Annotated in this window: 25 protein-coding genes; 2 read left to right on the forward strand and 23 right to left on the reverse strand. The window is 30.4% G+C overall.

The genetic code is table 11. The annotated features are described in order from the left end of the window. Positions 1-2: 2 nt before the first annotated feature. Complete coding sequence (locus CD034_RS05720; RefSeq protein WP_103288192.1) at positions 3-815, reverse strand: pyruvate, water dikinase regulatory protein; 813 nt, start codon at positions 813-815, stop codon at positions 3-5. A gap of 10 nt (positions 816-825) precedes the next feature. Further along, positions 826-1449, reverse strand: coding sequence for a transcriptional regulator CcpN (ccpN, locus tag CD034_RS05725; RefSeq protein WP_071860142.1), 624 nt, complete (start codon positions 1447-1449; stop codon positions 826-828). 331 nt (positions 1450-1780) lie between these two features. Here ccpN and CD034_RS05730 point away from each other — a divergent pair, with 331 nt between their 5' ends. After that, positions 1781-3172, forward strand: a complete 1392-nt coding sequence (locus CD034_RS05730; RefSeq protein WP_002449775.1) for a glycine--tRNA ligase — start codon at positions 1781-1783, stop codon at positions 3170-3172. Positions 3173-3244: 72 nt separating this feature from the next. Here CD034_RS05730 and recO read toward each other — a convergent pair whose 3' ends face one another. The 19 genes from recO to lepA form a co-directional block, all read right to left on the reverse strand. Beyond that, positions 3245-3994, reverse strand: coding sequence for a DNA repair protein RecO (gene recO, locus CD034_RS05735; protein WP_002455279.1), 750 nt, complete (start codon positions 3992-3994; stop codon positions 3245-3247). Between the two features lie 33 nt (positions 3995-4027). Then, complete coding sequence (gene era / locus CD034_RS05740) at positions 4028-4927, reverse strand: GTPase Era (RefSeq protein ID WP_002449851.1); 900 nt, start codon at positions 4925-4927, stop codon at positions 4028-4030. Continuing rightward, positions 4928-5332, reverse strand: a complete 405-nt coding sequence (cdd, locus tag CD034_RS05745; RefSeq protein ID WP_002455278.1) for a cytidine deaminase — start codon at positions 5330-5332, stop codon at positions 4928-4930. It lies immediately after the preceding gene. A 12-nt stretch (positions 5333-5344) separates the two neighbouring features. Continuing rightward, positions 5345-5692, reverse strand: a complete 348-nt coding sequence (locus tag CD034_RS05750) for a diacylglycerol kinase family protein (RefSeq protein WP_037554417.1) — start codon at positions 5690-5692, stop codon at positions 5345-5347. Further along, positions 5688-6149, reverse strand: a complete 462-nt coding sequence (gene ybeY / locus CD034_RS05755; protein WP_002455276.1) for an rRNA maturation RNase YbeY — start codon at positions 6147-6149, stop codon at positions 5688-5690. The genes CD034_RS05750 and ybeY overlap by 5 nt, the downstream gene beginning before the upstream one ends. After that, a complete protein-coding gene (locus tag CD034_RS05760; protein WP_103288193.1) occupies positions 6150-7097 on the reverse strand; it encodes a PhoH family protein in 948 nt (315 codons plus the stop codon). It abuts the gene before it with no gap. Positions 7098-7371: 274 nt separating this feature from the next. Then, a complete protein-coding gene (locus CD034_RS05765; RefSeq protein WP_002449854.1) occupies positions 7372-8067 on the reverse strand; it encodes a hypothetical protein in 696 nt (231 codons plus the stop codon). 16 nt (positions 8068-8083) lie between these two features. Next, positions 8084-9070, reverse strand: a complete 987-nt coding sequence (gene floA / locus CD034_RS05770) for a flotillin-like protein FloA (protein ID WP_002449729.1) — start codon at positions 9068-9070, stop codon at positions 8084-8086. A 14-nt stretch (positions 9071-9084) separates the two neighbouring features. Then, positions 9085-9792, reverse strand: a complete 708-nt coding sequence (locus CD034_RS05775) for an NfeD family protein (protein WP_002449826.1) — start codon at positions 9790-9792, stop codon at positions 9085-9087. Between the two features lie 149 nt (positions 9793-9941). Then, the gene (gene rpsU / locus CD034_RS05780) at positions 9942-10118 is read right to left on the reverse strand and encodes a 30S ribosomal protein S21 (protein WP_002449867.1); all 177 of its coding nucleotides are present in this window, start codon (positions 10116-10118) and stop codon (positions 9942-9944) included. A gap of 132 nt (positions 10119-10250) precedes the next feature. Continuing rightward, on the reverse strand, positions 10251-11597 hold the full coding sequence (mtaB, locus tag CD034_RS05785) for a tRNA (N(6)-L-threonylcarbamoyladenosine(37)-C(2))-methylthiotransferase MtaB (RefSeq protein WP_002449880.1): 1347 nt from the start codon (positions 11595-11597) through the stop codon (positions 10251-10253). Positions 11598-11602: 5 nt separating this feature from the next. After that, the gene (locus CD034_RS05790; RefSeq protein WP_049431014.1) at positions 11603-12355 is read right to left on the reverse strand and encodes a 16S rRNA (uracil(1498)-N(3))-methyltransferase; all 753 of its coding nucleotides are present in this window, start codon (positions 12353-12355) and stop codon (positions 11603-11605) included. 1 nt (position 12356) lies between these two features. After that, positions 12357-13295 (reverse strand): 50S ribosomal protein L11 methyltransferase, encoded by a 939-nt coding sequence (gene prmA / locus CD034_RS05795; protein ID WP_002449831.1) that lies wholly within the window; start codon positions 13293-13295, stop codon positions 12357-12359. A 2-nt stretch (positions 13296-13297) separates the two neighbouring features. Further along, entirely contained in the window at positions 13298-14428 is a 1131-nt protein-coding gene (dnaJ, locus tag CD034_RS05800; RefSeq protein ID WP_002455274.1) for a molecular chaperone DnaJ, read from the reverse strand. A gap of 153 nt (positions 14429-14581) precedes the next feature. Continuing rightward, a complete protein-coding gene (gene dnaK / locus CD034_RS05805) occupies positions 14582-16414 on the reverse strand; it encodes a molecular chaperone DnaK (protein WP_002449892.1) in 1833 nt (610 codons plus the stop codon). Between the two features lie 42 nt (positions 16415-16456). Continuing rightward, positions 16457-17080, reverse strand: coding sequence for a nucleotide exchange factor GrpE (gene grpE / locus CD034_RS05810; RefSeq protein WP_002449765.1), 624 nt, complete (start codon positions 17078-17080; stop codon positions 16457-16459). A gap of 31 nt (positions 17081-17111) precedes the next feature. Further along, entirely contained in the window at positions 17112-18089 is a 978-nt protein-coding gene (hrcA, locus tag CD034_RS05815) for a heat-inducible transcriptional repressor HrcA (RefSeq protein ID WP_002455272.1), read from the reverse strand. Positions 18090-18192: 103 nt separating this feature from the next. Further along, positions 18193-19314 carry a radical SAM family heme chaperone HemW gene (hemW, locus tag CD034_RS05820; protein ID WP_002449698.1) on the reverse strand — a complete coding sequence of 374 codons (1122 nt, stop codon included), beginning with the start codon at positions 19312-19314 and terminating at the stop codon, positions 18193-18195. 82 nt (positions 19315-19396) lie between these two features. Beyond that, complete coding sequence (lepA, locus tag CD034_RS05825; RefSeq protein WP_103288194.1) at positions 19397-21220, reverse strand: translation elongation factor 4; 1824 nt, start codon at positions 21218-21220, stop codon at positions 19397-19399. A gap of 330 nt (positions 21221-21550) precedes the next feature. On the opposite strand from lepA, the gene rpsT reads away from it, so the two are divergent. Further along, on the forward strand, positions 21551-21802 hold the full coding sequence (gene rpsT, locus CD034_RS05830; protein WP_002449701.1) for a 30S ribosomal protein S20: 252 nt from the start codon (positions 21551-21553) through the stop codon (positions 21800-21802). 41 nt (positions 21803-21843) lie between these two features. Here rpsT and holA read toward each other — a convergent pair whose 3' ends face one another. Continuing rightward, positions 21844-22818, reverse strand: a complete 975-nt coding sequence (gene holA, locus CD034_RS05835) for a DNA polymerase III subunit delta (protein WP_002449817.1) — start codon at positions 22816-22818, stop codon at positions 21844-21846. Between the two features lie 70 nt (positions 22819-22888). Next, positions 22889-24895 carry a DNA internalization-related competence protein ComEC/Rec2 gene (locus CD034_RS05840; RefSeq protein ID WP_227967713.1) on the reverse strand — a complete coding sequence of 669 codons (2007 nt, stop codon included), beginning with the start codon at positions 24893-24895 and terminating at the stop codon, positions 22889-22891. Positions 24896-25041: the final 146 nt, after the last annotated feature.

The following is a 25041-nucleotide window of genomic DNA, read 5'->3' on the forward strand; positions in this document are numbered from 1 at the left end:
ATTTATGCTTTACTTTCAATAATTTGTATAACATCATTTGCTGTTTCTTCAATAGCCTTATCAGATACATCAATAACAGGGCATCCTATTTTTTCGACAATTTTTTCAAAATATTGAATTTCTTCTTTAATTCTATCTTCAGTCGCATATCTAGCATGTTCACCTAATCCTAATTGTTTAAGTCGTTGTTTTCTTATTAAATTAAGTTTATCTTCACTAATCTTTAATGCTATACATTTAGTTGGATTAATTTTAAATAATTCGTCTGGTGGCGTTACCTCTGGAACTAGAGGAATGTTCATTACTTTATAGCTTTTGTGCGCTAAATACTGAGATAGAGGCGTCTTAGAAGTTCTTGAAATGCCAATTAAAACAATATCTGCCTTAGGTAATCCTTTCGCATCTTTACCATCATCGTATTTTACCGCAAATTCGATTGCATCTATTTTTTTGAAATAGGCATCGTCTAATTTATGAACTCTGCCTGGCTGATTATACGGCTCCTCATCATGCGTTTGATTAAGTAGTGTCATTAGAGGACCCATTATATCAACAGCTTTTAAAGAGAAATCGTCTACTTTTTTCTTCATATATGCTTTAATTTCTGGTTCTACTAACGTATATACAATAATTGCATTTTTATCTATAGCGACCTGTATAACTTCATCTATATCCTTAAAGGTTTCTATATAAGGATATCTCAAAAAACCATGTTTACAAGCTTTAGGATTAAAGTGAGCGACGCAAGCACTAGCAACCAACTCAGCTGTATCTCCTATTGAATCAGATGCAATGATTATCTTTATATTTTCCATTGTTTATCACCTATTCTTTAAATAATGAAACAAATAATTTTGTTATTGTTGTTTTAGATATTCTACCTACAACTTTATATTTACTATTTTCTTTTTTTCTAACGACGGGAATTGAATCAATTTCCTTATCTATCATTTGACTTGCAGCATAGATGACGAGGTCTTCTTCTTTTAAATAAACAATATTAGGCATACGTGACATGATGATACTTATAGGCATAGTATGAATATCTTGACCAATCATAGAGGCACGTAACAAATCTTTTCGCGAGCTCACACCAATCAATTCATCTTTTTGATTAGTAATAAATAATGTTCCTGTATCTTCTAAAAATATAGTACATATAGCATCATAAATTGTCGTATCTTCTTTAACGATAACAGGTAGAGACATATGATCTTTTATTATATATTGACGTAAATGATCACTGATTAATTTATTCTTGGATTTACCTGAATAATAATAACCCACACGTGGTCTAGCTTCAATAAAACCAGACATAGTTAAAATAGCTAAATCAGGACGTAAAGTAGCACGAGTTAAATTAAGCTTATCTGCTATATGTTCACCTGTTATCGGGCCACCATCCTTAACTATTTCAATTATTTGTTCTTGTCTTTTACTTAATTCTATAGGTCTTCACCCCTTTTAATTTCATGTTTTATTATACCTATTTATATATATACCTACAAATACATATAAATCCTTGCTATTAAATTTTCTATGAATTAAAATATGATTAAGCGAGTTAAGGTTGGTGGAAGCTTAACATTTTAAAAATTGGCTTATCAATATCATTACATAAAAGCGAGTGTCTACACTAATTTGGGTGGAACCGCGGGTTATTTTGTTAACACTATATATTTATATAGATGAATTATTAACTCGTCCCAAGATAATAATAAGTATTGTTTTATATTTATTTATTGTCTTGGGACGTTTTTATTTTAAAAGGAGAGATAATATGGTTAAAGATATGGATACTATTGTATCACTAGCTAAACATAGAGGATTTGTATTCCCAGGTAGTGATATTTACGGTGGTTTATCTAATACATGGGATTATGGTCCATTAGGTGTTGAATTAAAAAATAATATTAAAAAAGCATGGTGGCAAAAATTCATTACTCAATCACCATACAATGTTGGGATTGATGCTGCAATTTTAATGAATCCAAAAACTTGGGAAGCATCTGGTCATTTAGGTAATTTTAATGACCCAATGATTGATAATAAAGATAGTAAAATTCGCTATCGTGCAGATAAATTAATCGAAGACTATATGCAAAATGAAAAAGGTGATGAAAATTTCATTGCTGATGGCTTAAGTTTTGAAGAAATGAAACGCATCATCGATGATGAAGGTATTGTATGTCCAGTAAGTGGTACTGCTAATTGGACAGATATTCGTCAATTTAACTTAATGTTTAAAACATTCCAAGGTGTTACTGAGGGCTCTACTAATGAACTATTTTTACGTCCAGAAACTGCTCAAGGTATTTTCGTAAACTATAAAAACGTTCAACGTTCAATGCGTAAAAAATTACCATTCGGTATTGGTCAAATCGGTAAATCATTCCGTAATGAAATCACGCCTGGTAACTTTATTTTTAGAACAAGAGAATTTGAACAAATGGAATTAGAATTCTTCTGTAAACCTGGTGAAGAAATTGAATGGCAAAATTACTGGAAAACATTTGCAAGTCAATGGTTAAAAGATTTAAACATCAATGAAGAAAATATGAGATTACGTGACCATGATGAAGAAGAATTATCTCACTATTCTAATGCGACTACAGATATTGAATATAAATTCCCATTTGGTTGGGGCGAATTATGGGGTATTGCAAGCCGTACTGATTTTGACTTGAAAAAGCACAGTGAACATTCTGGCGAGGATTTCAGATATCATGATCCAGAAACAAATGAGAAATATATTCCATATTGTATTGAACCTTCTTTAGGGGCAGATCGTGTTACATTAGCTTTCTTATGTGATGCTTATGATGAAGAAGGCGTTGAAGGTAGTAAAGATGCTCGTACAGTAATGCATTTCCACCCTGCTTTAGCACCATATAAAGCTGCTATTTTACCATTAAGTAAAAAATTATCTGAAGAAGCAATTAAAATCTTTGAACAATTAAGTTCTAAGTTTTCTGTTGATTTTGATGAATCACAATCAATTGGTAAGCGTTATCGTCGTCAAGATGAGATCGGTACTCCTTACTGTATTACATTTGATTTCGATTCATTAGAAGATAATCAAGTTACAGTACGTGATAGAGATTCTATGGAACAAGTTCGTATGCCAATCTCAGAATTAGAAACATTCTTAGCTGAAAAAGTTAAGTTTTAATATAACAAGAACCCACTTATTACTTGCTATGAGTAATATGTGGGTTCTTTTAATTAATTTAAACATTGTATATTATTCTAATCGCTTAAGTTGATTAATTAATTTTTGACCTTTAAAGTACATGCCAGCATATTCTTTATACAGCATTATCATTAATTCTGACATTTCATCTAATAAAGTTTGGTTAATATTAAAATGATTCATTTTATCAATTGGCAACTTTTGTAAAATATCCAATAAATAAAATGTTTTATTGGATAGCTTTAATGCATAAGGATCATTATTTAATACAGTTTCTGAGATTGTCCCGTCATATTTAAAACTGTAAGCAATAAGCTTAGATTGATCAGTATCACCAGTAATTGCACAATAATTGAAAAATGCGTCAAAACCAAATTTATTCATACATTTCAATAATACGATAATCGACATTAATTGAGCAGAATTACCTTCTGAAATTTTATTGAGTACAAATTCTAATAACTTATAATGATATAGAGAAACTTCATCTGGTTCTAATGATCGATCTATTGCTTCGACACATAAAGTCGCATAACTACTATCAAAAATATCTAATCGTAATTGATAATATTGGTTTATGACATCAATAGAACTGAGCGTCCCCATACCTTTCCATTTATTATAAATAAATAAGCCATACACAAAGAGTTGTGTATGAGCTTGCAAGCCGGTTTTAGATTTCTTAGCACGTCTTACCATAATAGGAATTTTAGCACCATGCTCGTTTAATATTGTAATAATTTTATCGGATTCACCATAATCTACTGATTTTATGATAATTCCTTTTTGTTTTTCTAACAATGCATCTCACCGGCTTTCCTATTAATTTAAACGTTAATCTTGATCTTCAACATATCCCATTTGACGAATAAAGTTTACTTTATTTCTCCAATCTTTCTGAACTTTTACCCATAATTCAAGGTAAACTTTTGATCCGAGAAGCATTTCAATATCGCGTCGAGCTCTTTTACCAACTTCTTTAAGTTTTTTCCCACCCTTACCTATAACAATTCCTTTTTGAGAATCACGTTCAACAAAAATAGTTGCTTCAATTCTTACTCTTTCTTCACTTTCCTTAATCATTCTGTCTACATTTACCCCTATTGCATGTGGGATTTCTTCACTTGTTAAATGTAAGATTTTTTCTCTAATAATCTCGCCTACTACAAATTGTTCTGGATGATCCGATATTTGATCATCAGGGTAATATTTTGGACCTTCAGGTAAATAATCTTTAAGTACATCGATAAAATGATCCACATTCAATCCCTCAAGTGCCGAAATTGGCACGATTTCAGTAAAATCCATATAGGTTTTATATTTTTCAATCTTAGGCATAAGTGCATCTGGATGAACTAAATCAATTTTATTTAACACTAGAAATACCGGTGTTTTAACATTTTTCAGCATTTCCATTATATATTCATCACCACGACCAATATCTTCATTTACATTTACCATAAACATAATAGCATCGATTTCTGATAGCGTATTTTTAGCTACACGCATCATATAATCTCCTAATTTATGCTTAGGTTTATGAATGCCTGGTGTATCTAAGAAAATGATTTGAGCATCTTCTCTTGTCATTACTCCCTGAATTTTATTTCTTGTTGTTTGAGCTTTATCTGACATAATTGCAATTTTATGTCCAATGACTCTATTCATAAATGTGGATTTTCCCACATTCGGTCTCCCTATAATAGATACAAATCCTGATTTGTGTTCTGTCATTTATTCTAAATCCTTTCCTGAAAAGCCGTGAGGTAATAGTTCTGCTACAGTTGATTTAATCATCTCACCTTTATGATTTGTCATATACACAGGCATGTCGTCATCACAGAGTTCTTTTAATACTTGACGACATGTTCCACAAGGTGATGACGGATGTTCAGCGTCAACGGTAACTGTTATTGATTCAAAATCTCCTGGTCGATAGCCTTCTGAAATTGCAGCTACTAAACTAGATCGTTCTGCGCAAATCGTTGCTGGATAAGCTGCATTTTCAACATTTGCTCCATAAAAATGACGACCGTCTTTTGTTTTTAAATATGCACCTACTTTAAAATGACTATACGGTACATAAGCACGTTGTTGAGCTTTTCTAACTTCTTGAAAATAATGTGATTGATAACTCATTTTATTGTCCCCTTAAAAAAAGATGTGAGGTATAAAAATAATTAAACCTATAATTAGTGCAAAGATTGAAACAACCATAACACTAAAGGCGGCAATATCTTTAGCTTGTTTAGCTAATTCATGATAGTCAGAAGTAACTAAATCTACGACGCATTCTATAGCCGTATTCACAGCTTCAAGCGTAAGTACCAAAGTGATGCTTAATAAAACAAACAACCATTCTACAGTTGAAAGTCTTACGATAATTCCTAAAATGATAGCTATGAATGCGAAGATTAAGTGTATTAGATAATTGTGATCTTTTTGAAGAAGTGTTTTTAAACCATCAAAGGTGTATTTAAATCGTTTTAAAAATTTAATCTCTAGTCAATCCGTATGCATTTAAAATTTCTTTTTGACGTCCAAACATTTCTTTTTCATCTTCTTCATTCATATGATCATAACCTAATAAGTGTAAAAAACCATGTAAAGCTAAAAAACCAAGTTCTCTTTCAAATGAATGATTATAAGATTCAGCTTGTTCCTTAGCTACATCAGTACAAATAATAATATCTCCTAATACTCTAGGAATATCTAAACCAATAATATCTGGTTCATCTTCTTCAAGTGCAAAAGAAATAACATCAGTCACTTTATCTTTATCTCGATAATTTTTATTTATTTCTTGAATTTCATCTTTATCTACAAAAGTAACTGACAATTCAGCATCTTCATGAATGTTTTCTTTTTCTTTAGCAAAGTTAATTAAGTCTTCAATTTGATGATACCATTTATCTTTAACTAAGTTTGTATGATCATTGAAATCAATCGTAAACATTTAATTGTCTCCTTCATAACGTTCGATAATTTTACTTACTAATGGGTGTCGTACTACATCACTTTGATCTAGTTCCATAATATTTATTCCTTTAACACCACGAAGGTTCTTAATAGCTTCTTTTAATCCACTTTTAACACCTTTTGGTAAGTCAATTTGAGTTTGGTCTCCAGTTACAACCATTTTTGAATCAAATCCTAGACGAGTTAAAAACATTTTCATTTGTGCATGTGTTGTATTTTGAGCTTCATCTAAAATGACAAATGCATCATCTAGAGTTCTACCCCTCATATACGCTAAGGGAGCAATTTCAATTGTACCTCGTTCAATAAATCGTGCTGTTTGTTCTCTACCTAGGACAGTATTTAAACCATCATAAAGAGGTCTTAAATATGGATCAACTTTTTCTTTTAAGTCTCCTGGTAAGAAACCTAATGATTCACCAGCTTCTACAGCTGGTCTTGTTAAAACAATTCTTTTTACAGTTCCTTTTCTTAATTGTTTTGCAGCATAAACAACTGCAAGGAAAGTTTTACCTGTTCCAGCAGGACCTATACCAAATACCAAATCATTACGTTTCATAGCATTAATATAAAGACGTTGCCCCATTGTTTTTGCACGAATTGTTTTACCAAAGGCATCTTTAGTAATCTCTTCATCATATAAATCCAATAGATATTGAATAGTATCATTTTTAGCCATCTTTATGGCAGCCTCAACATCCTTTAATGTAATTGAATGTCCTAACTCAATTACCTTTAATAAATTTTTAAGAACTAATTCTGCTTTTTCAACATGCTCTAATACTTGACCTTTTACTGCAATTTCTTGCCCACGAGCATGTATGATAACATCAAATGCTTCTTCAATCGACTTTAAGTGTTCATCATTATTACCAATTAAAGCTTGAGAATGATTGATGTTATCTATTTGAATTATTCCTGGCATAAAAGCGCTCCTTTTCACATAAAACATATTCATTAATAATTAATCTTTCATATAAATTTTACTAAACAATGATAAAGTATACAAATTTAAATGTTTTGAATGAATAATTAACCTAAGATAATATAGCATAACAAAAAAGTACCAAGAACACTATGAGTTTTAGGGGCGTCTTAACTTATTAGGAACATAAATAAAGAGACTTTCACGTAGAAAGTCTCTTATAGAGGTCAGAATGAAACAATGAATCTTGTCTTATTTTTTTATTTATAACCTCTTATAATTTTTTAGGTTTATTTAATATTTCTTGCCAAATAATTCCATCAACTATTGGATCATTATCAAATTGAAACGTTTGATGTGTCATATTTTTCTCAATAGATTTACTATTGAGTAGTTGATTCAGTTTATAACGTTTCGTTTTTTCAGATAAATACTTATCATTAATAATTTCTTTAGCTTTCTTTTCAATTAAAGAAAGTTGTTTTTCTTTTTCCCTGTCAATTTCAGATCTCACATTAAATAATTCTTTTGATAGCGAGTCTTCTAACTGTTTTTTAATATTTTTTTCACTTTGAGATCTCTCTCGTGAAGTTGAATATCTATCTTTAGAAGGCACTTTTCCGGTGTGAGATTGTTTAGTTTCAAACCGTTTTGATTCTCCACGATGATGTTCAGGCGTAACATTTTTTTTTAGATTTTTATCACTGTGAACCGTTTCTTTTTTAGAAGATGGTTTTGGTGATGATGTTTTTTTAGTTTGTTCTTCTTCATCAAATTCTGATGCCATCTCATTAAAAGCTTCTTCTATCTGTTCAAAAATACCTTTTTTTCTTGGTGTGTTTTGCGTAGGACTTTGTGTATTTTTGTGTGGAGGCATTTGATTTTTTCGTTGTTCATGACTTTTATCTCTCATTGCACTAATACCAGTAACAATCACAGAAATAACGAATATAAGAATTCCAATATTCATTTAATCACCCCTCTATTTAATTTGGTGATTCATCGTCATTTTGTTCGGTACGTTTATTAATAGCGTTTCTCATACCTGTATCTGCTTCTACATTTTTTAAATTATAGTAATCTTTTACTCCGATATTACCTTTACGTAAAGCTTCAGCCATTGCTAGTGGTACTTCTGATTCAGCTTCTACTACCTTAGCACGCATTTCTTGAACACGTGCTTTCATTTCTTGTTCAGAGGCAACAGCCATAGCACGTCGTTCCTCAGCTTTAGCTTGAGCAATATTTTTATCTGCGAGTGCTTGTTCCGTTTGTAAATCAGCGCCGATATTTTTACCGATGTCTACATCTGCAATATCAATCGATAAAATTTCAAATGCTGTTCCTGAATCCAATCCTTTACTTAATACTGTTTTAGAAATATTATCAGGATTTTCAAGTACTTGTGTATGATGTTCACTAGAACCAATTGTGGAAACAATACCTTCACCAACTCGTGCAATAATTGTTTCTTCTCCAGAACCACCTACAAGTCTAGAAATATTAGCTCTTACTGTAATTCTAGCTTTAGCTTTAACTTCGATACCGTTCATCGCAACACCGGTAATAAAGGGAGTTTCGATTACTTTGGGATTAACAGACATTTGAACAGCTTCTAAGACATCTCGTCCCGCTAAGTCTATTGCGGCACCTCTTTCAAAAGGTAAATTGATATCTGCACGTTGAGCTGCTATGTTGGCATCCACTACTCTATCTACATTACCACCAGCTAGATAATGCGATTCCAATTGATTTGTTGTTAAATTTAATCCTGCTTTATGAGCTTTAATAAGAGGACCTATCACTTTACGAGGAGATACTCTACGAAGTCGCATTCCTACAAGTGTAGCAATACTAACTTTTACACCTGCAGCAATAGCGGAAATCCATAATCCGACTGGTACAAATGAAAATAATAACAATAACGCAACTATTATAATAATCGCAATAATTATAATTCCAATATTTAACATTGATTTTACTCCTTTTATATTTTTATTTCTCTTACAACTACTCTACTACCTTCTACCTCTAAAATTTTTACTTTTTTATTTCTCAGGATAAATGTACCGTCAGAAACAGCATCAATTCTTTTGTCATCTAAAGTTATGATTCCAGCAGGTCTTAAATCAGTAGTAGTATACGCAGTTTTTCCCACTAAGTAAGAACGATCATCATGAGATCTATAACCAGCTTCTGTACTCGTTGAATCATTCAATACCACTTTATCAAAAAATGGTATTTTGCGATTAAATACTTTCACCAAAATCACCCATTCTATAATAGAAAATATTAAAGCGACAATAACATTAAAGAGCATAACTAAAATATTATCTCCTAACATAATCATACTAACAATAATAAGCACTATTCCTATAATTCCAATGACTGCTCCAACAACGAATAGTTCTATTATTAGTAAGATGATACCTATGAAAAACAATAAAATCGAAATCAAATTGACATCGCCACTAATTAAAAATCCTAGAAATAGAATAAGTAACGCTAGAGAAGCTAAAATACCTAAAATATTTATCCTTTTAGAATAAAGTTGATATAAAAAACCTAAAAAGATAATACATGTAAGAATTAATAAAACAATAGGATTAACAATGATATTTGACATATGATTCAACCATGAATGATTCAATGAAGCAAAAGTATTCTCGATATGTATCAAACTTATACTTATCATTATCTCACCTCGCTCTCAATTAAATTATACATGAAATAAATACTATATTATAGTATTACAATTATATAAAAAAACTCTCAATTAGTTTAACTAATTGAGAGGATATATATAATTAACATTCATGTTGAGGGAGTCAACAGAGCTATTAATTATTTGAATTTACGTTTACGTGCAGCTTCTGATTTTTTCTTACGTCTTACACTTGGTTTTTCGTAAAATTCACGTTTACGTACTTCTTGGATTGTACCACTTTTAGATACTGAACGTTTAAATCTACGTAATGCATCTTCTAGTGATTCATTTTTACGTACTACTGTTTTAGACATCTGTATTTCCCTCCCTCCAAATATCAACGAAACTTAAAGTCAATAATTGCATAGAAATAATTAACTATGCTTTATTTAGTATAATATATGAAATAATTATGGTCAATTATAAATCTTTATAATTTCAAAAATTTATAATAATATGCCTTCTTCAGTTTTATTAGTAGCATGATTAACGATTCTAACTGCACTACCAATGTTAATTGGATAATCAGCTTTATTAATTTTAACTTTAACAATCTCACCGATTAAATCCTCACTACCCTCAAATTCAACTTTCATATAATTATCTGCGTAACCTACTAATGTATTTTTTGTTTCCCCTACTTCTTCTGGAATCACTTCTAAAACTTCATTTTCAAATTTTGATGCGTATTCTTTAGCAAGTTGATCACTTAAAGCAATAAGTTTATGCACACGTTCATTTTTAATTGACTCATCAATTTGATCACCCATACGTGCAGCAGGTGTACCAATACGTTGTGAATACGGGAAAACATGTAACTCTGAGAATTTATGTTTAACTATAAAATCATATGTTTCTTGGAATTCTTCTTCAGTTTCTCCTGGGAAACCTACTATAACATCACTTGTAACTGCTAAATCAGGTAATGCATCATGTAATTTTGTTAGTCTTTCAGAAAAATGTTCCATAGTATATTTGCGACGCATACGTTTTAATACTGTATCTGAACCTGATTGTAATGGTACATGTAAATGTCTAACTACTTTATTAGAATTTTTTAGAACGTCAATGACTTCATCAGTAAGTTGACTGGCTTCAATTGAAGAAATTCGAATTCTTTCTAAACCATCAATTTCCTCAAGATCTCTGAGTAATTGAGCTAAATTATAATTTTTTAAATCTTGACCGTATCCACCGGTATGAATACCAGTTAATACAATTTCTTTATATCCAGATTGAACTAATTGTGTTGCTTGTTCAACTACTTTTTCAGGATCTCTAGAGCGCATTAAACCACGTGCCCATGGAATAATACAGAACGTACAAAAATTATTACAACCTTCTTGGATTTTTAGAGATGCACGAGTTCTATCCGTAAAATAAGGCACATCAAGTTCTTCATATGTACGATTTTTCATAATATTTCCAACACCATTAATTGGTTGACGTTCTTCTCTAAATTGATCAATATAACTAAGTAATTTATGTCTGTCTTGAGTACCAACAACGACATCTACACCTGGAATCTCCATAATTTCAGCAGAAGATGTTTGTGCATAACAACCTGTAACACATACTACTGCATCCGGATTACGACGTATTGCTCTTCTAATGACTTGTCTACTTTTTTTATCACCTGTATTAGTCACGGTGCAAGTATTAATGACATATACATCTGCATTAGTTTCAAAATCTACTCTTTCATAATTAGCATCTTTAAATAATTGCCATATTGCTTCAGTTTCATAATGGTTTACTTTACAACCTAAAGTATGAAACGCTACTGTTGCCATTTAATTCACCCCATCAATTCTTTCTCAAAACTTATAGCACTAAGTGCATATAGTGGCGCAGTTTCTGCTCTTAATATTCTAGGACCTAAACCAACGTTTAAGCTTACCTCCCTAAAGAGATCGATTTCCTTATCAGAAAAACCACCTTCAGGTCCAAATATGATTAACACACGATCATTCGTTTGAAAGTTGTTTAAAATATTTTTAAATCGACTTTTTTCGCCATGCTTGGCTTCGTCTTCATATGCTATTAACACATAGTCATAATTATTTATGGTATCATAAATTACTTTTAAATTCGACTGAAATTTAACATCTGGAATAACAAGTCTATAACTTTGTTCAGCAGCTTCTTTTACAATCTTTTGCCATCTATCTATTTTCTTTTGTACCTTGTTCTCTTGTAATTTAACTACAGATCGATCCATACCCACTGAAATAAAATGATTGGCACCTAATTCTGTACTTTTTTGAAGCAACCATTCATATTTATCAGCTTTTATTAAACCACTACAAATCGTTACATCAACTGGTAATTCAGTGTCAATATCTAATTGGTTTATTGGTAAAACTTCAATTTGATTAGACTTTATATTTGTGATTTCACTAATAAATACTTTTTTATCATTAAAATTAATTATAATTTTGTTACCAACGGTATTTCTCATTACATTTTTGATATGATGTATATCTTCTTCATTGGTAATAAAAAAACGCTGATGAGAATCAGCGTTTTGATTGATAAAGTATCGTTGCAAATTATTCACTCACTTTCTGACCAACAATGCAAACCCATCCATTGTCATGATTGATTGATACAATATTAAATCCAACACGCTTCATATGTGACAGTATATCTTCATGCTTTTCTTCTATAATACCTGAAGTTATAAAATAACCATCTTCATTTAGTGTATTATAAGCATCTTCAATCATTTCATCAATAATATGAGCTAAAATATTTGCGATAACTACATCAAATTTTTCATTTTCTTCTTTTAATAGATTACCGGGAATGGCTTCAATATCATTTTCACAATGATTTTTTCTAAAATTCTCCTTAGCCACACCAACAGCCATTTCGTCTATATCTAAGGCTTTAATTCGTTTAACACCTATTAAGTGACTAGCGATACTTAATATACCAGAACCTGTACCTACATCAATGACTGAGGAATCGGGTGTTACATAAGTTTCAATCGCTTTTAGACACATACTTGTTGTTGGATGATCTCCAGTACCAAAAGCCATTCCAGGATCTAATTCTATACATAATTCATCTTCTGATTCTTTTGAATAGTCTTCCCAACTTGGAACAATCGTAAATCTCTTAGAAGCTCTGAAAGGATGAAAATAATTTTTCCATTCATTAGCCCAATCTACTTCAGCAATAGTCTTTGCTGAAAACTCAACTACTGAATCATCTATAAGATCCAAATTTAATATTTCATTTTCTAATTTATTTTTAAATTGAGTGTTATATTTCAATTCATTAAAGTATGCTTTTAATCTCACACCTTGTTCAGGGTAATCTTCTTTTTTTAATTCGTAGATTTCACCAAATTTATCAGTAGGTTGATTAATTAAATCATTGGAATCTTCTATAACTACTCCATTTGAACCATAGTTTTCTAATATGTTAGTGACTAAAGATTCAACTTCATGATTTACAGTGACTGCAAATTCTGTCCAGTTCATGACTATTCACCTCTAAAGAATTTACGAGCTTTGTCTTTAAAATTAGCAGGTTGTTCTTCCGGATTTTCACCACTAATTTCCGCAAATTCTCTCATTAATTCTTTTTGTCTATCAGTTAGTTTATTTGGTGTGACAACTTTTATATTAACAAATAAATCACCATGGCCATATCCATGAACATTTTTAACGCCTTTCTCTTTAAGACGGAATTGTTTACCATTTTGAGTACCAGCAGGAATTGTAAGCATAACGTTACTGTTTAGAGTTGGTACTTTGATTTCATCGCCAAGTGATGCTTGTGGGAAGCTAATATTAAGTTCATAGAATAAATCATCGCCATCTCTTCTAAATTTATCAGAAGGTTTAACGCGGAATACTACATAAAGATCACCATGTGGACCGCCATTTTCACCAGGTGCACCTTCACCAGCAAGACGGATTTGTTGTTCATTGTCTACACCTTCAGGTACAGTTACTTCTAATTTTACTGTTTTATTTTCAGTCCCTTTACCATGACAAGTTGGACATGGTTCTTCAAATTCTTGACCACTACCCTCACACTTAGGACAAGTTTGTTCAGTTCTTACGCGTCCTAAAATTGTATTTTGTTCAACAGATACATGTCCTGAACCATGACAATAGCTACATGTTTTTTTACTTGTACCTGGTTTAGCGCCATCACCATGACATGTATGACACGTAACATCTTTTCGAATAGAAATTTCTTTTTTAGTACCAAAAACAGCTTCATCGAATTCTAAAGTCATAGTGTATTGTAAGTCGTCACCTTTTCTAGGTGCATTTGGATCTCTTTGACGTGAACCACCAAAGAATGAGCTAAATATGTCTTCAAAGCCTCCACCGAAGCCACTGAAGTCTTGTCCACCAAATCCTTGACTGCCAAATCCACCTTGGGCACCGCTATGTCCAAATTGGTCATAATTTGCACGTTTATTGTCATCACTTAGAACTTCGTATGCTTCAGAAATTTCTTTGAACTTTTCATCAGCGCCTTCTTCTTTATTGATGTCCGGATGATATTTTTTTGATAATTTACGGTATGCTTTTTTAATTTCATCTTTTGAAGCATCTTTACTTACGCCAAGAACTTCATAATAATCTCTTTTAGCCACAAGTATCTCTCCTTTTCTAAATTTTTATAATTTAAACACATACTCAAGTATCTTAATTATAAAAGAAAAAGTCAAAGCCAATGTTCAATTGACTTTGACTTTTTGGCTTACATTTATAAATGTTTACATAGTAAACGTTATAAACGATTAGCTTTATTTTTTATCTTCGTCGTCTTTAACTTCTTTGAACTCAGCGTCTTCAACATTGCTATCATTTGATTGTTGTGAATTGTCTTGTGCTTGTTGTTGAGCTTGTTGAGCTTGTTGATATACTTTAGCAGATAATTCTTGAATTACTTGTTCTAATTCTTCTTTTTTAGCTTTAATATCATCTAAATCTTGACCTTCTAATGCTGATTTAAGTGCATCTTTTTTGCTTTCAGCATTTGATTTGTCTTCTTCACTGATATTTTCACCTAAGTCTTTAATTGTTTTTTCAACTTGGAATACTAAGCTATCTGCTTCGTTTCTTAAGTCTACTTCTTCACGACGTTTTTTATCTGCTTCAGCATTTTCTTCAGCATCTTTAACCATACGATCAATTTCTTCATCAGATAATGCAGAACTTGATTGAATAGTAATATTTTGTTCTTTATTTGTACCTAAGTCTTTTGCAGTAACGTTTACGATACCATTTTTATCAATATCAAATGTTACTTCAATTTGAGGTACACCACGTGGAGCTGGTGGAATATCAGTTAATTGGAATCTACCTAATGTTTTATTATCTGAAGCCATTGGACGTTCACCTTGTAATACGTGAATGTCTACTGCTGGTTGATTGTCAGCTGCTGTTGAATATACTTGAGATTTTGATGTTGGAATTGTTGTATTACGTTCAATTAACGTATTCATACGACCACCCATAATTTCGATACCTAATGATAATGGAGTTACGTCTAATAATACAACGTCTTTAACATCACCAGTAATTACGCCACCTTGGATAGCAGCACCCATTGCAACAACTTCATCTGGGTTTACACCTTTATGAGGTTCTTTACCAATTTCTTTTTTAACTGCTTCTTGTACTGCAGGAATACGAGTTGAACCACCAACTAGGATAACTTCATCAATTTCAGAAGTAGATAAGCCAGCATCTTTAAGTGCTTGACGAGTTGGTTCCATTGTTCTTCTGATTAATGAATCAGCTAATTCTTCAAATTTAGAACGAGTTAAGTTGATTTCTAAGTGTAATGGACCATTTTCTCCAGCTGAAATGAATGGTAATGAGATTTGTGTTTGAGATACACCAGATAAATCTTTTTTAGCTTTTTCTGCAGCGTCTTTAAGACGTTGTAACGCCATTTTATCTTGTGATAAGTCAACACCATTTTCTTTTTTGAATTCTGATACTAAATAGTCGATGATTACTTGGTCAAAGTCGTCCCCTCCAAGTTTGTTATCCCCTGCAGTTGATAATACTTCGAATACGCCATCGCCTAATTCAAGAATAGAAACGTCGAAAGTACCGCCACCTAAGTCAAATACTAAGACTTTTTGATCTTGTTCAGTTTTATCTAAACCATAAGCTAATGCTGCAGCTGTTGGTTCGTTAATGATACGTTCTACTTCTAAACCAGCAATTTTACCAGCATCTTTAGTAGCTTGACGTTCAGCATCATTGAAATAAGCAGGCACAGTGATTACTGCTTTATCCACTTTATCTCCTAAATAACTTTCAGCAGTGTTTTTTAAATTTTGTAAAATCATTGCTGAAAGTTCTTGTGGTGTATATGATTTGCCATCAATATCTACTTTATAATCTGTACCCATATGACGTTTAATTGATTGTACAGTATTTGGGTTTGTAATTGCTTGACGTTTAGCAACTTCACCTACTTGAGTTTCACCATTTTTAAATGCCACAACTGATGGAGTTGTTCTAGCACCTTCAGGATTTTGAATTACTTTAGGTTCGTCTCCTTCTAATACAGATACGCAAGAATTTGTAGTACCTAAGTCAATACCTATTACTTTACTCATAATAAAATTCCTCCAATTTTAAAAATTTTTCAAATTTAAATCTTATTGATTAACTTTGACCATAGATGGTCTTAAAACTCTATCTTTTAATTTATACCCTTTTTGTAATTCTTGAGTGATTTCACCAGAATTAAAATCAGGATTGTCATCTTGAACAACAGCTTGATGGAAGTTTGGATCGAATTCTTGACCTTCAGATTCAATTTCTTCTAAGCCATTGTCTTTTAATGCTCTTAATAAGCTTTCATGAATCATTTGAACGCCTTTTTTGAGAGATTTAAATGATTCATCATCACCCTCAATTTGCAGTGCACGTTCAATGTTATCGATAGTAGGTAAAATATCAGTAAGCACGTGTTGAGCTTGATATTTTTTATTTGTTTCATTTTCATTTCGAATTCGACGCTTATAATTTTCGAATTCAGCATATAATCTTAAATATTTTTCTTCATTTTCATTTGCTTTTAATTGTAATTGTTGAATCTCTTCGTCTTTAGATTGATCATTTTTATCTTCATTATCATGTTCAGATGTAGATTCATTATTTAATTCTTCTTCAGAAGGATTATTTTCTACATCATTTAAAGACGACGCTTCGTTTTTAACGGTTTCATTTTCTTCAGTATGTTCAGTGTTATTTTTCACTGATTCGTCTTTTTCTGTCATTTTATGCCCTCCAATATAATTACAATTAGATTCACCATATTTGATTAAGTAATTGAATCACATTTTGATAATGCATCGCAGTTGGTCCGATAACCGCAATTTGTCCTTTTAGTGCATCATCAAAATGGTACTGGCTCGTTATAATTGAAATATCACTTAACCCTTTATCTATTTCGTGGCCAATTTTAACATTAATTTCAGAAGTAGAAATATTTTCTAGTAACTCGATAATTTTTTCTGATTCTAGATATTGTAAGATTGGCTGAATAGAAGAAACATTGGTTTCGTTCAGTGCATCAATAAGTTTAACCTTTCCACCCATAAAAATGCTATTACTTTGTTTATGGAGATGAGAAGTTAGCATGATAGTTAATTCATTTATAAAGGATTGTTCCGCAATAGAATTTGTAAATTGTTTTAACTTCTTATTAAAATCAAATTGACTTTTATAATAATTATCAGTCAAAAAATTTGAAATCCTTGTTAACCTATCATCGTCAAACTCCATTGATTCACTTAAATGTAAATGTTCTACATGTCCAGAATTATAGATGATGACCATTATAATTATAGACGAATTTGCACGAATCAAATGAACATTATTTATAATATCTGTTTTGTGATTAGGTCGAACAACCAACGTTGCATATTGAGATTTTATTGATAATTCATCAGCAAAATAACTAAGGGCTGAAGAAATATCATAATGATTCTCAATCAAAAGTTGATTTAAACGTTGAACTTTATTTTGTTTTTGATGAGATGTTTGTTTTAACAATTGATTGACGTATAATCTAAAACCTTGTTCAGAAGGTGCACGCCCTGAAGATGAATGAATTTTTTCTAAAAAATTCAACTCTTCCAAATACTTCATTTCGTTTCTAATAGTAGCTGGGCTTACATTTAAGTTATGTCTATCAATTAAGGTTTTAGAACCTATCGGTTGTCCTAAATCAACATAATCTTCAACAATTGCATTTAAAATGCTTAATTGTCTATTTGTAATCATGTCTTCACCTCATTAGCACTCCTTTGTCTCAAGTGCTAATTATAATTTAACAAATTGGTCAAAGTAAGTCAACGTTAAAGCTCTTATTTTTCAAAAAAATTTATTAATTTAATAGAAATGCTTCAAAAACTTCATTTCCAATGATTTTTCCCCTGTTTGTCAATGAAATATGGTTATCTCTTTCATAGAGTAAATTTTTCTTTTTCAGATTATTTATTGTCTCACCAAACACTTTATCCATTGAGGTACCAAATTTTGAAAGAAATTTAACTTTATCGACACCTTTATTCATTCTTAATCCTAAAAACATTTCTTCTTCCATTCTTTCTGATTGAGTAGGGAAATTGGAAGTTAAAATAGGACGTTGATGATTATTAATAGCATTGATGTAATGATTAACAGGATTGAGATTCGAATAGCGTTCTCCATTTACATATCCACTTGCGCCTGCTCCAAAACCATAATATTCTTCATTTAGCCAGTAAGTCTTATTATGTCTTGATTCATGATGAGACTTGGCGAAATTTGAGATTTCATACTGTTTAAATGAAGTTTCTCCTAAAACATTCATTAAATATTGGTACATTTCAGCTCCTAGATCTTCGTTTGGCAATTTTAATTTGCCTTTTCGATACATATTATAAAATTGAGTTTTAGGTTCTAAAATTAATCCATAACTTGAAATATGATCTATATCCATTTGTATTGCTCTATTAAGACTATCTGAAAAATCGTCTAATGTTTGAGTTGGTAAATGATACATTAGGTCTAAACTAATCGATTCAATATTTGCTTTTCTAGCATAATCTACAGCATTATATATATCTTGAGTTTTATGTGTTCTACCTAGAATTTTTAGTAATTCTGGTTTAAATGTTTGTACACCCATAGAAATTCTATTTACACCATATGAGTGCAGTAATTTCACTTTATCTAAAGTTAATTCATCGGGGTTTGCTTCAAATGTATATTCACCTTTAATTGAAAAAGTTGACTGTATTGCTTTTAAAAGTGTTTCAAGTTGCTTGAGATTTAAAGCTGTAGGAGTACCTCCTCCAACGTACATTGTTTCAAGATTTCTAATTTCACTTGTTTTCATTTCTTTAATTAATGCAGAAATATATTCATCTACTGGTTGTTTGTTAATAAAGTACTTATTAAAATCACAATATGTACAAATCCTAACGCAAAAAGGTATATGAATATACGCACTTTTTATTGACATAGTTACACCCTCAATTTTAAGTTTTTAAAACACAAACGAGGTTGGAACACATGATTGTAGGTTCCAGCCTCGCATTAATAATTTATTCATCATCCATTTTAAGAACAGCTAAGAAAGCATCTTGTGGTATTTCTACGTTACCAACAGCTTTCATTTTTGCTTTACCAGCTTTTTGTTTTTCAAGTAATTTACGTTTACGGCTGATATCTCCACCATAACACTTAGATAACACATTTTTACCCATAGATTTAATATTAGTTCGGGCTACGATTTTTTGACCTATTGCAGCTTGAACCGGAACTTCGAATTGTTGTCTAGGAATAAGTGTTTTTAACTTTTCAACAAGAGCTTTACCTCGTTCATACGCAAAATCTCTGTGAACGATAAAACTAAGTGCATCTACTTTGTCACCATTTAATAAAATATCCATTTTAACTAAATTACTTTCTTTATTTTCGATAAATTCATAATCAAATGAAGCATAGCCTTTCGTATTAGATTTTAATTGGTCAAAGAAATCAAATACAACTTCTGACAATGGAATTTCATAAACGATATTTACACGGATATCATCTAAGTAATCCATGTTTATAAATTGGCCACGTTTACGTTGACACAGTTCCATAACTGCTCCTACATAGTCATTTGGAACCATCATTGTTGCTTTTACATATGGTTCATAAATCGCTTTAATTCTATCATGTTCAGGCATTTGAGATGGATTATCAACTATAACTTCTGAACCATCATTCATTTCGCATTTATATATAACTGAAGGTGCAGTGGCAATTAATTCTATTCCAAACTCTCGTTCAATTCTCTCTTGAATAATTTCCATATGTAGCATACCTAAGAATCCTGTTCTAAATCCAAATCCCAACGCTTGTGATGATTCTGGTTCAAATTCTAATGATGCATCATTTAATTGAAGTTTTTCAAGAGCTTCTCTTAAATCGTTATAATCTTTATTATCAATTGGGAACAATCCACAATAAACCATTGGATTCATCTTTTTATACCCTTTTAACGGAGCATCTGCTGGTCTATCTACATGAGTGATAGTATCCCCAACACGTGAATCGTCGACATTTTTAATACTTGCAATAATATATCCAACATCGCCTACTGTAAGTTCTTCAATTGGTAGTTGTTTAGGAGTATTAATCCCAACCTCAGTAACTTCAAACTCTTTTCCTGTTGCCATCATTTTGATACGATCTCCAGCTTTTACAACGCCTTCCATTACACGAATAGAAGAAATAACACCTCGATAAGGATCGTACTCTGAATCAAAAATAAGAGCTTTAAGCGGTGCACTAGGATCTCCTTCTGGTGGAGGAACAACTTCAACAATTTTTTCTAAGATTTCATCAATACCAATATTTGATTTAGCACTTGCTAACACAACTTCATCTTTATCTAAACCAATAACGTCTTCTAATTCTTGTTTTACTCTTTCTGGTTCAGCTGCGGGTAGATCTATTTTATTTACTACCGGTAAGAGTTCTAAATCATTATCTAGTGCTAAGTAAACATTAGCAAGAGTTTGAGCCTCAATGCCTTGTGCAGCATCAACTACTAAAATAGCGCCTTCACATGCAGCTAATGAACGAGAAACTTCATATGAGAAATCGACGTGCCCTGGAGTATCGATCAAATGAAACGTATAAGTCTGTCCATCTTTAGATTCATATTTTAATCTAACAGCATTTAATTTAATTGTAATACCGCGCTCTCTTTCAAGATCCATTGAATCAAGCAATTGATTTTGCATTTCTCTAGTTTCTACAGATTTAGTATTTTCTAATATTCTATCTGCTAACGTTGATTTACCATGATCAATATGAGCAATTATAGAAAAGTTTCTTATATTGTCTCTTCGGTTATAGCGTTCTTGCATATCCATAACTTATCATTCTCGCTTTCGTAAATTTACCCGTATGTGTATACATCTTTGACATAATATCGTTTTTAATCATTATTTGCAAATTTAAGAGAAAAGAATCATCATGTGAAGATTCTTTATTTACTTTTAATTTTAAGATTTTTCTTAAACTACATAACAATTATAAAGTGTTGTATAAAGGTTTCCAATAGTTAATATCGTTCTTTTTGTAAATAAATAGGTTTAATGTTAATAAATGATTGCACAAATATTCATGTTTTGATAAAATATTTCTTGTTGTAATCAAAATAAAATTTGATATGCTTAGATCACTTTTAGGAGGTGACAGTAATGCCAAATATTAAATCTGCTATTAAACGTGTAAGAACAACTGAAACTGCTGAAGAACGTAATATTTCACAAAAAAACGCTATGCGTACTGCAGTGAAAAATGCTAAATCAGCAATTGAAAATAATGCTGATAATAAAGCTGAATTAGTTAACTTCGCAATTAAATCAGTTGATAAAGCTGCACACAGTAACTTAATTCATTCAAATAAAGCTGACCGCATTAAATCTCAATTAATGTCTTCAAGCAAATAATCATTTAAAAAGTTCAAGCGATTAGCTTGAACTTTTTTTATTTATAAAGAAAGAATAAATAATTCTAAAATCAGTTGTTTATCCATATATGAGGATTTTAACTTATAATCAGTTTCTGCACATTGATCAATAATATTTAGCAAATGAGTTAATTGATAATGTTTTACTTGATTTAAAGCCAATTTAACTCGATATGGGTGCACATTAATTGTTTTAGCAATTTGTTGTCCGCTATATCCTTTTCGACTTAAAATTTTACATTGATAATATAATCGATAATTACTTGTTATTAATGCTAATAGTTTAATAGGTTCTTCCTTCATTACTATTAAATCTTTAATAAGTTGAATGGCTTTATATTTTTCTCCTTTTTGTATATATTCAGTTAAAAGAAAAACATTTTGTTCTAAACTTCTATTAATAATCTCTTCAACATCTTTTTTATTTATAGTTGGTCGCTCTCCTAAGAATAAAATGATTTTTTCTAATTCTTGCGAAACTATATTAAAGTTAATACCAGTTAATTCTATAAATAAATCTAATGCATCCTGTTTAATATCTTTAAAATTTTCATGAAGTTTATTTTTTATCCATTTTTTAATCTCTTGTTCAGACATCTGTTCAACTTTAGTTAGCTTGCTTGTCTTTTTTAAAGTTTTAGTAATTTTCTTTCTTTCATCTAATTTATTTTGATACACTTCAAAAATGATAAAATTTTCTCCATCATATTTTTCTAAAAATTCGTTCACTTGTTCGTTGTTTGGTTGGATATCTTTTGAAACTTTCTCACCTGTAAAGATAAAAGCATTTTTAACAACGATAGCTTTTTTCTCTGAAATAAAAGGCATCGTTAATGCTTCTTCCATAATCTGATTAAAACTTGTATCATAAAGATTATATTTAACATAGTTAAAATCGTCTTTTTTTTCATTTAAGTAACTTTCTACGATTTCATTACTTTTTTTCTCCACTAGTTCTGGCACTTCTCCGTATATAGCCATTATATTATTAGCCATGTAAACTTGCACCCTTTCAAAATTCTACCATTAAGTTATTATAGCATTGTGTAATTATTATTCTCTATCATTAACTTTTATTAAAGGATGATATAAGTTGATTATCGAGATTTAAAGTAATATCTCCATCAGTCTGAGTATTGTAGATATGAGAATTAATTTTCTCTAATTTATCTATCGTTTCATTATTAGGCAAATGAAAAGTATTATTTTTTCCACTTGAAATAATACTTATTTTAGGTTGTATGATTTCTAACAAATGTTTTGAACTACTTGTTTTACTGCCATGGTGTCCAACTTTTAGAACATCAATTAACGGTAAATGATATTTCTTTAATAATAAATTTTCATTTTCTTCAATTGCGTCGCCCATCAATAATAATTTGTAATTTTTGTACTCTATTAATGAGATTATACTTTGTGCATTTTTGTCTTCATTGGAATCAATAAAAGCATTTAAAAATGATATTTTAGCTTCTTTCAACTGAATTTTATTAGTCTCTGAAACATCAATAACTTTTATATGATATATACTACAAGTTGTATGTATAGTTTTAATTTGTTCTATAGAATAACTTTTTATATATAAATATAAATTTTTGATTCTTATATTTTGTGCTAAATAAGGAAATTCGCCGATATGATCATTATGTGGATGGGTAAGAATTAAGTGATCAATTTTTGATATTCCTCTAGATTTTAAAGTAGGAATAATATGATATTTCGCAATATTATGATTATCTTTAATCTTCGTTTGAACTACTTTACCACCAGTATCTACCATCACAGTTTCATTATTTTTTGTTTGAAAAAGAAAACTATCACCTTGGCCAACGTTTAAAGCAGTAAACGTCGTCGCTAATGGTTGATTAGTGAATCTTAAAAATATTATAAATAAGATAATTATAATTAAGAATACTCTATAATTTTTATAACATATAAATGTAGTTAGTAGAGTTAATAAAATGAAACAGTATAGTAGACTTAAATTTGATTGATCAGCGATATTTATTTGGTAATTTCTAAATAAAATGAACGGTTGCATTATTCTATCGTGCAGTTCAAATAATTGATTTGCAACCATATTTATATATCGCAAGTCACTAAAGAAATGATAGAAAATAAATAAAACAATAGAAAGTGGAAAAATAATGAAAGAATATAATGGGACAAATATTACATTAGAAATAAAACCAATCCATTGAAACTGATTAAAATGGTAAATACTAATAATCATGGATGAAAATTGAGCGATAATTGTTATATAAATATAATTCTTTAAAATTGATTGATTATTAAATAGTGGCTTAGAAAGTAGTATAAAAAAAGAAATGATGAAAGAAAATTGAAATCCAATATCATAAGCAAAATTCATATTCCAAATTGTCATCAATAAAAAGACTAAAGATAATACACTTATAGACGAAATTTTAAAAGCCTTAGGGATAATAAAAAAAGTAATAGCGGTTAAAACTGCTCTTAAAGCACTCGGTGCAAAATTTGTATAAAAAATAAATAGTATTAGTATTATAATAATAAAAACTCGTATAAATAATTTTGGAATATTAAACCTGACCAGACTATATTGAATGATAAAAATAATGGTAGCAACATGTGATCCACTGACAGCAAGTAAATGATAAATACCTATAGCTTTAACTTTATCTAAGTAATCTGTATCAATTGCACCAGTATCCCCAGTAATTAAAGCTAATACTCTCTCTGGATATTTTAACGAAGAATGATATAACTTGTTTTGAATATAATTTAGGTGTTTATCTATAAAACTTATATGATTAACCTTAGTACAATATTTATTATCTATTTGATTGATATAAACATAGACTTCATTTTGAATACTATTTGTGATATTTCCATTAATTTTACATTCTCGATTTTTTAAATCTTTAGCTCTCAATTGTGGACTTTTAAAAGTAAAGTGATAAAGATTATGTTTATATCGAAATTGTCCTTTAATAATTTGATTGAATTGTTTTATATCATTTTGAAACGTTACTTTTGAATGTATATTACTGTGGACTTTTAAATTTTGGAGTATTAAATGATTTGTTTTCAAAGTATGGTGTACTTGAAATAAAGCTAGAAAGAAAAAGGATAGAATTAATAAATAGTGGTATAAAGGAATACTCTTTCGATACACAATAATTAATATAATAGTAAATATTAAAATTGAAAATAATTTAAGATGAACCCATAATATAC

The organism is Staphylococcus hominis subsp. hominis (assembly GCF_002901845.1).
GTDB classification, from domain to species: domain Bacteria; phylum Bacillota; class Bacilli; order Staphylococcales; family Staphylococcaceae; genus Staphylococcus; species Staphylococcus hominis.

Coding starts and splice junctions, on each gene's coding strand:
- CD034_RS05720 (WP_103288192.1), bottom strand. CDS start 815: ATGGAAAATATAAAGATAATCATTGCATCTGATTCAATAGGAGATACA.
- CD034_RS05730 (WP_002449775.1), top strand. CDS start 1,781: ATGGTTAAAGATATGGATACTATTGTATCACTAGCTAAACATAGAGGA.
- era (WP_002449851.1), bottom strand. CDS start 4,927: ATGACAGAACACAAATCAGGATTTGTATCTATTATAGGGAGACCGAAT.
- cdd (WP_002455278.1), bottom strand. CDS start 5,332: ATGAGTTATCAATCACATTATTTTCAAGAAGTTAGAAAAGCTCAACAA.
- ybeY (WP_002455276.1), bottom strand. CDS start 6,149: ATGTTTACGATTGATTTCAATGATCATACAAACTTAGTTAAAGATAAA.
- CD034_RS05760 (WP_103288193.1), bottom strand. CDS start 7,097: ATGCCAGGAATAATTCAAATAGATAACATCAATCATTCTCAAGCTTTA.
- CD034_RS05765 (WP_002449854.1), bottom strand. CDS start 8,067: ATGAATATTGGAATTCTTATATTCGTTATTTCTGTGATTGTTACTGGT.
- floA (WP_002449729.1), bottom strand. CDS start 9,070: ATGTTAAATATTGGAATTATAATTATTGCGATTATTATAATAGTTGCG.
- CD034_RS05775 (WP_002449826.1), bottom strand. CDS start 9,792: ATGATAAGTATAAGTTTGATACATATCGAGAATACTTTTGCTTCATTG.
- rpsU (WP_002449867.1), bottom strand. CDS start 10,118: ATGTCTAAAACAGTAGTACGTAAAAATGAATCACTAGAAGATGCATTA.
- mtaB (WP_002449880.1), bottom strand. CDS start 11,597: ATGGCAACAGTAGCGTTTCATACTTTAGGTTGTAAAGTAAACCATTAT.
- prmA (WP_002449831.1), bottom strand. CDS start 13,295: ATGAACTGGACAGAATTTGCAGTCACTGTAAATCATGAAGTTGAATCT.
- dnaK (WP_002449892.1), bottom strand. CDS start 16,414: ATGAGTAAAGTAATAGGTATTGACTTAGGTACTACAAATTCTTGCGTA.
- grpE (WP_002449765.1), bottom strand. CDS start 17,080: ATGACAGAAAAAGACGAATCAGTGAAAAATAACACTGAACATACTGAA.
- hrcA (WP_002455272.1), bottom strand. CDS start 18,089: ATGATTACAAATAGACAATTAAGCATTTTAAATGCAATTGTTGAAGAT.
- hemW (WP_002449698.1), bottom strand. CDS start 19,314: ATGTCAATAAAAAGTGCGTATATTCATATACCTTTTTGCGTTAGGATT.
- lepA (WP_103288194.1), bottom strand. CDS start 21,220: ATGGATATGCAAGAACGCTATAACCGAAGAGACAATATAAGAAACTTT.
- rpsT (WP_002449701.1), top strand. CDS start 21,551: ATGCCAAATATTAAATCTGCTATTAAACGTGTAAGAACAACTGAAACT.
- holA (WP_002449817.1), bottom strand. CDS start 22,818: ATGGCTAATAATATAATGGCTATATACGGAGAAGTGCCAGAACTAGTG.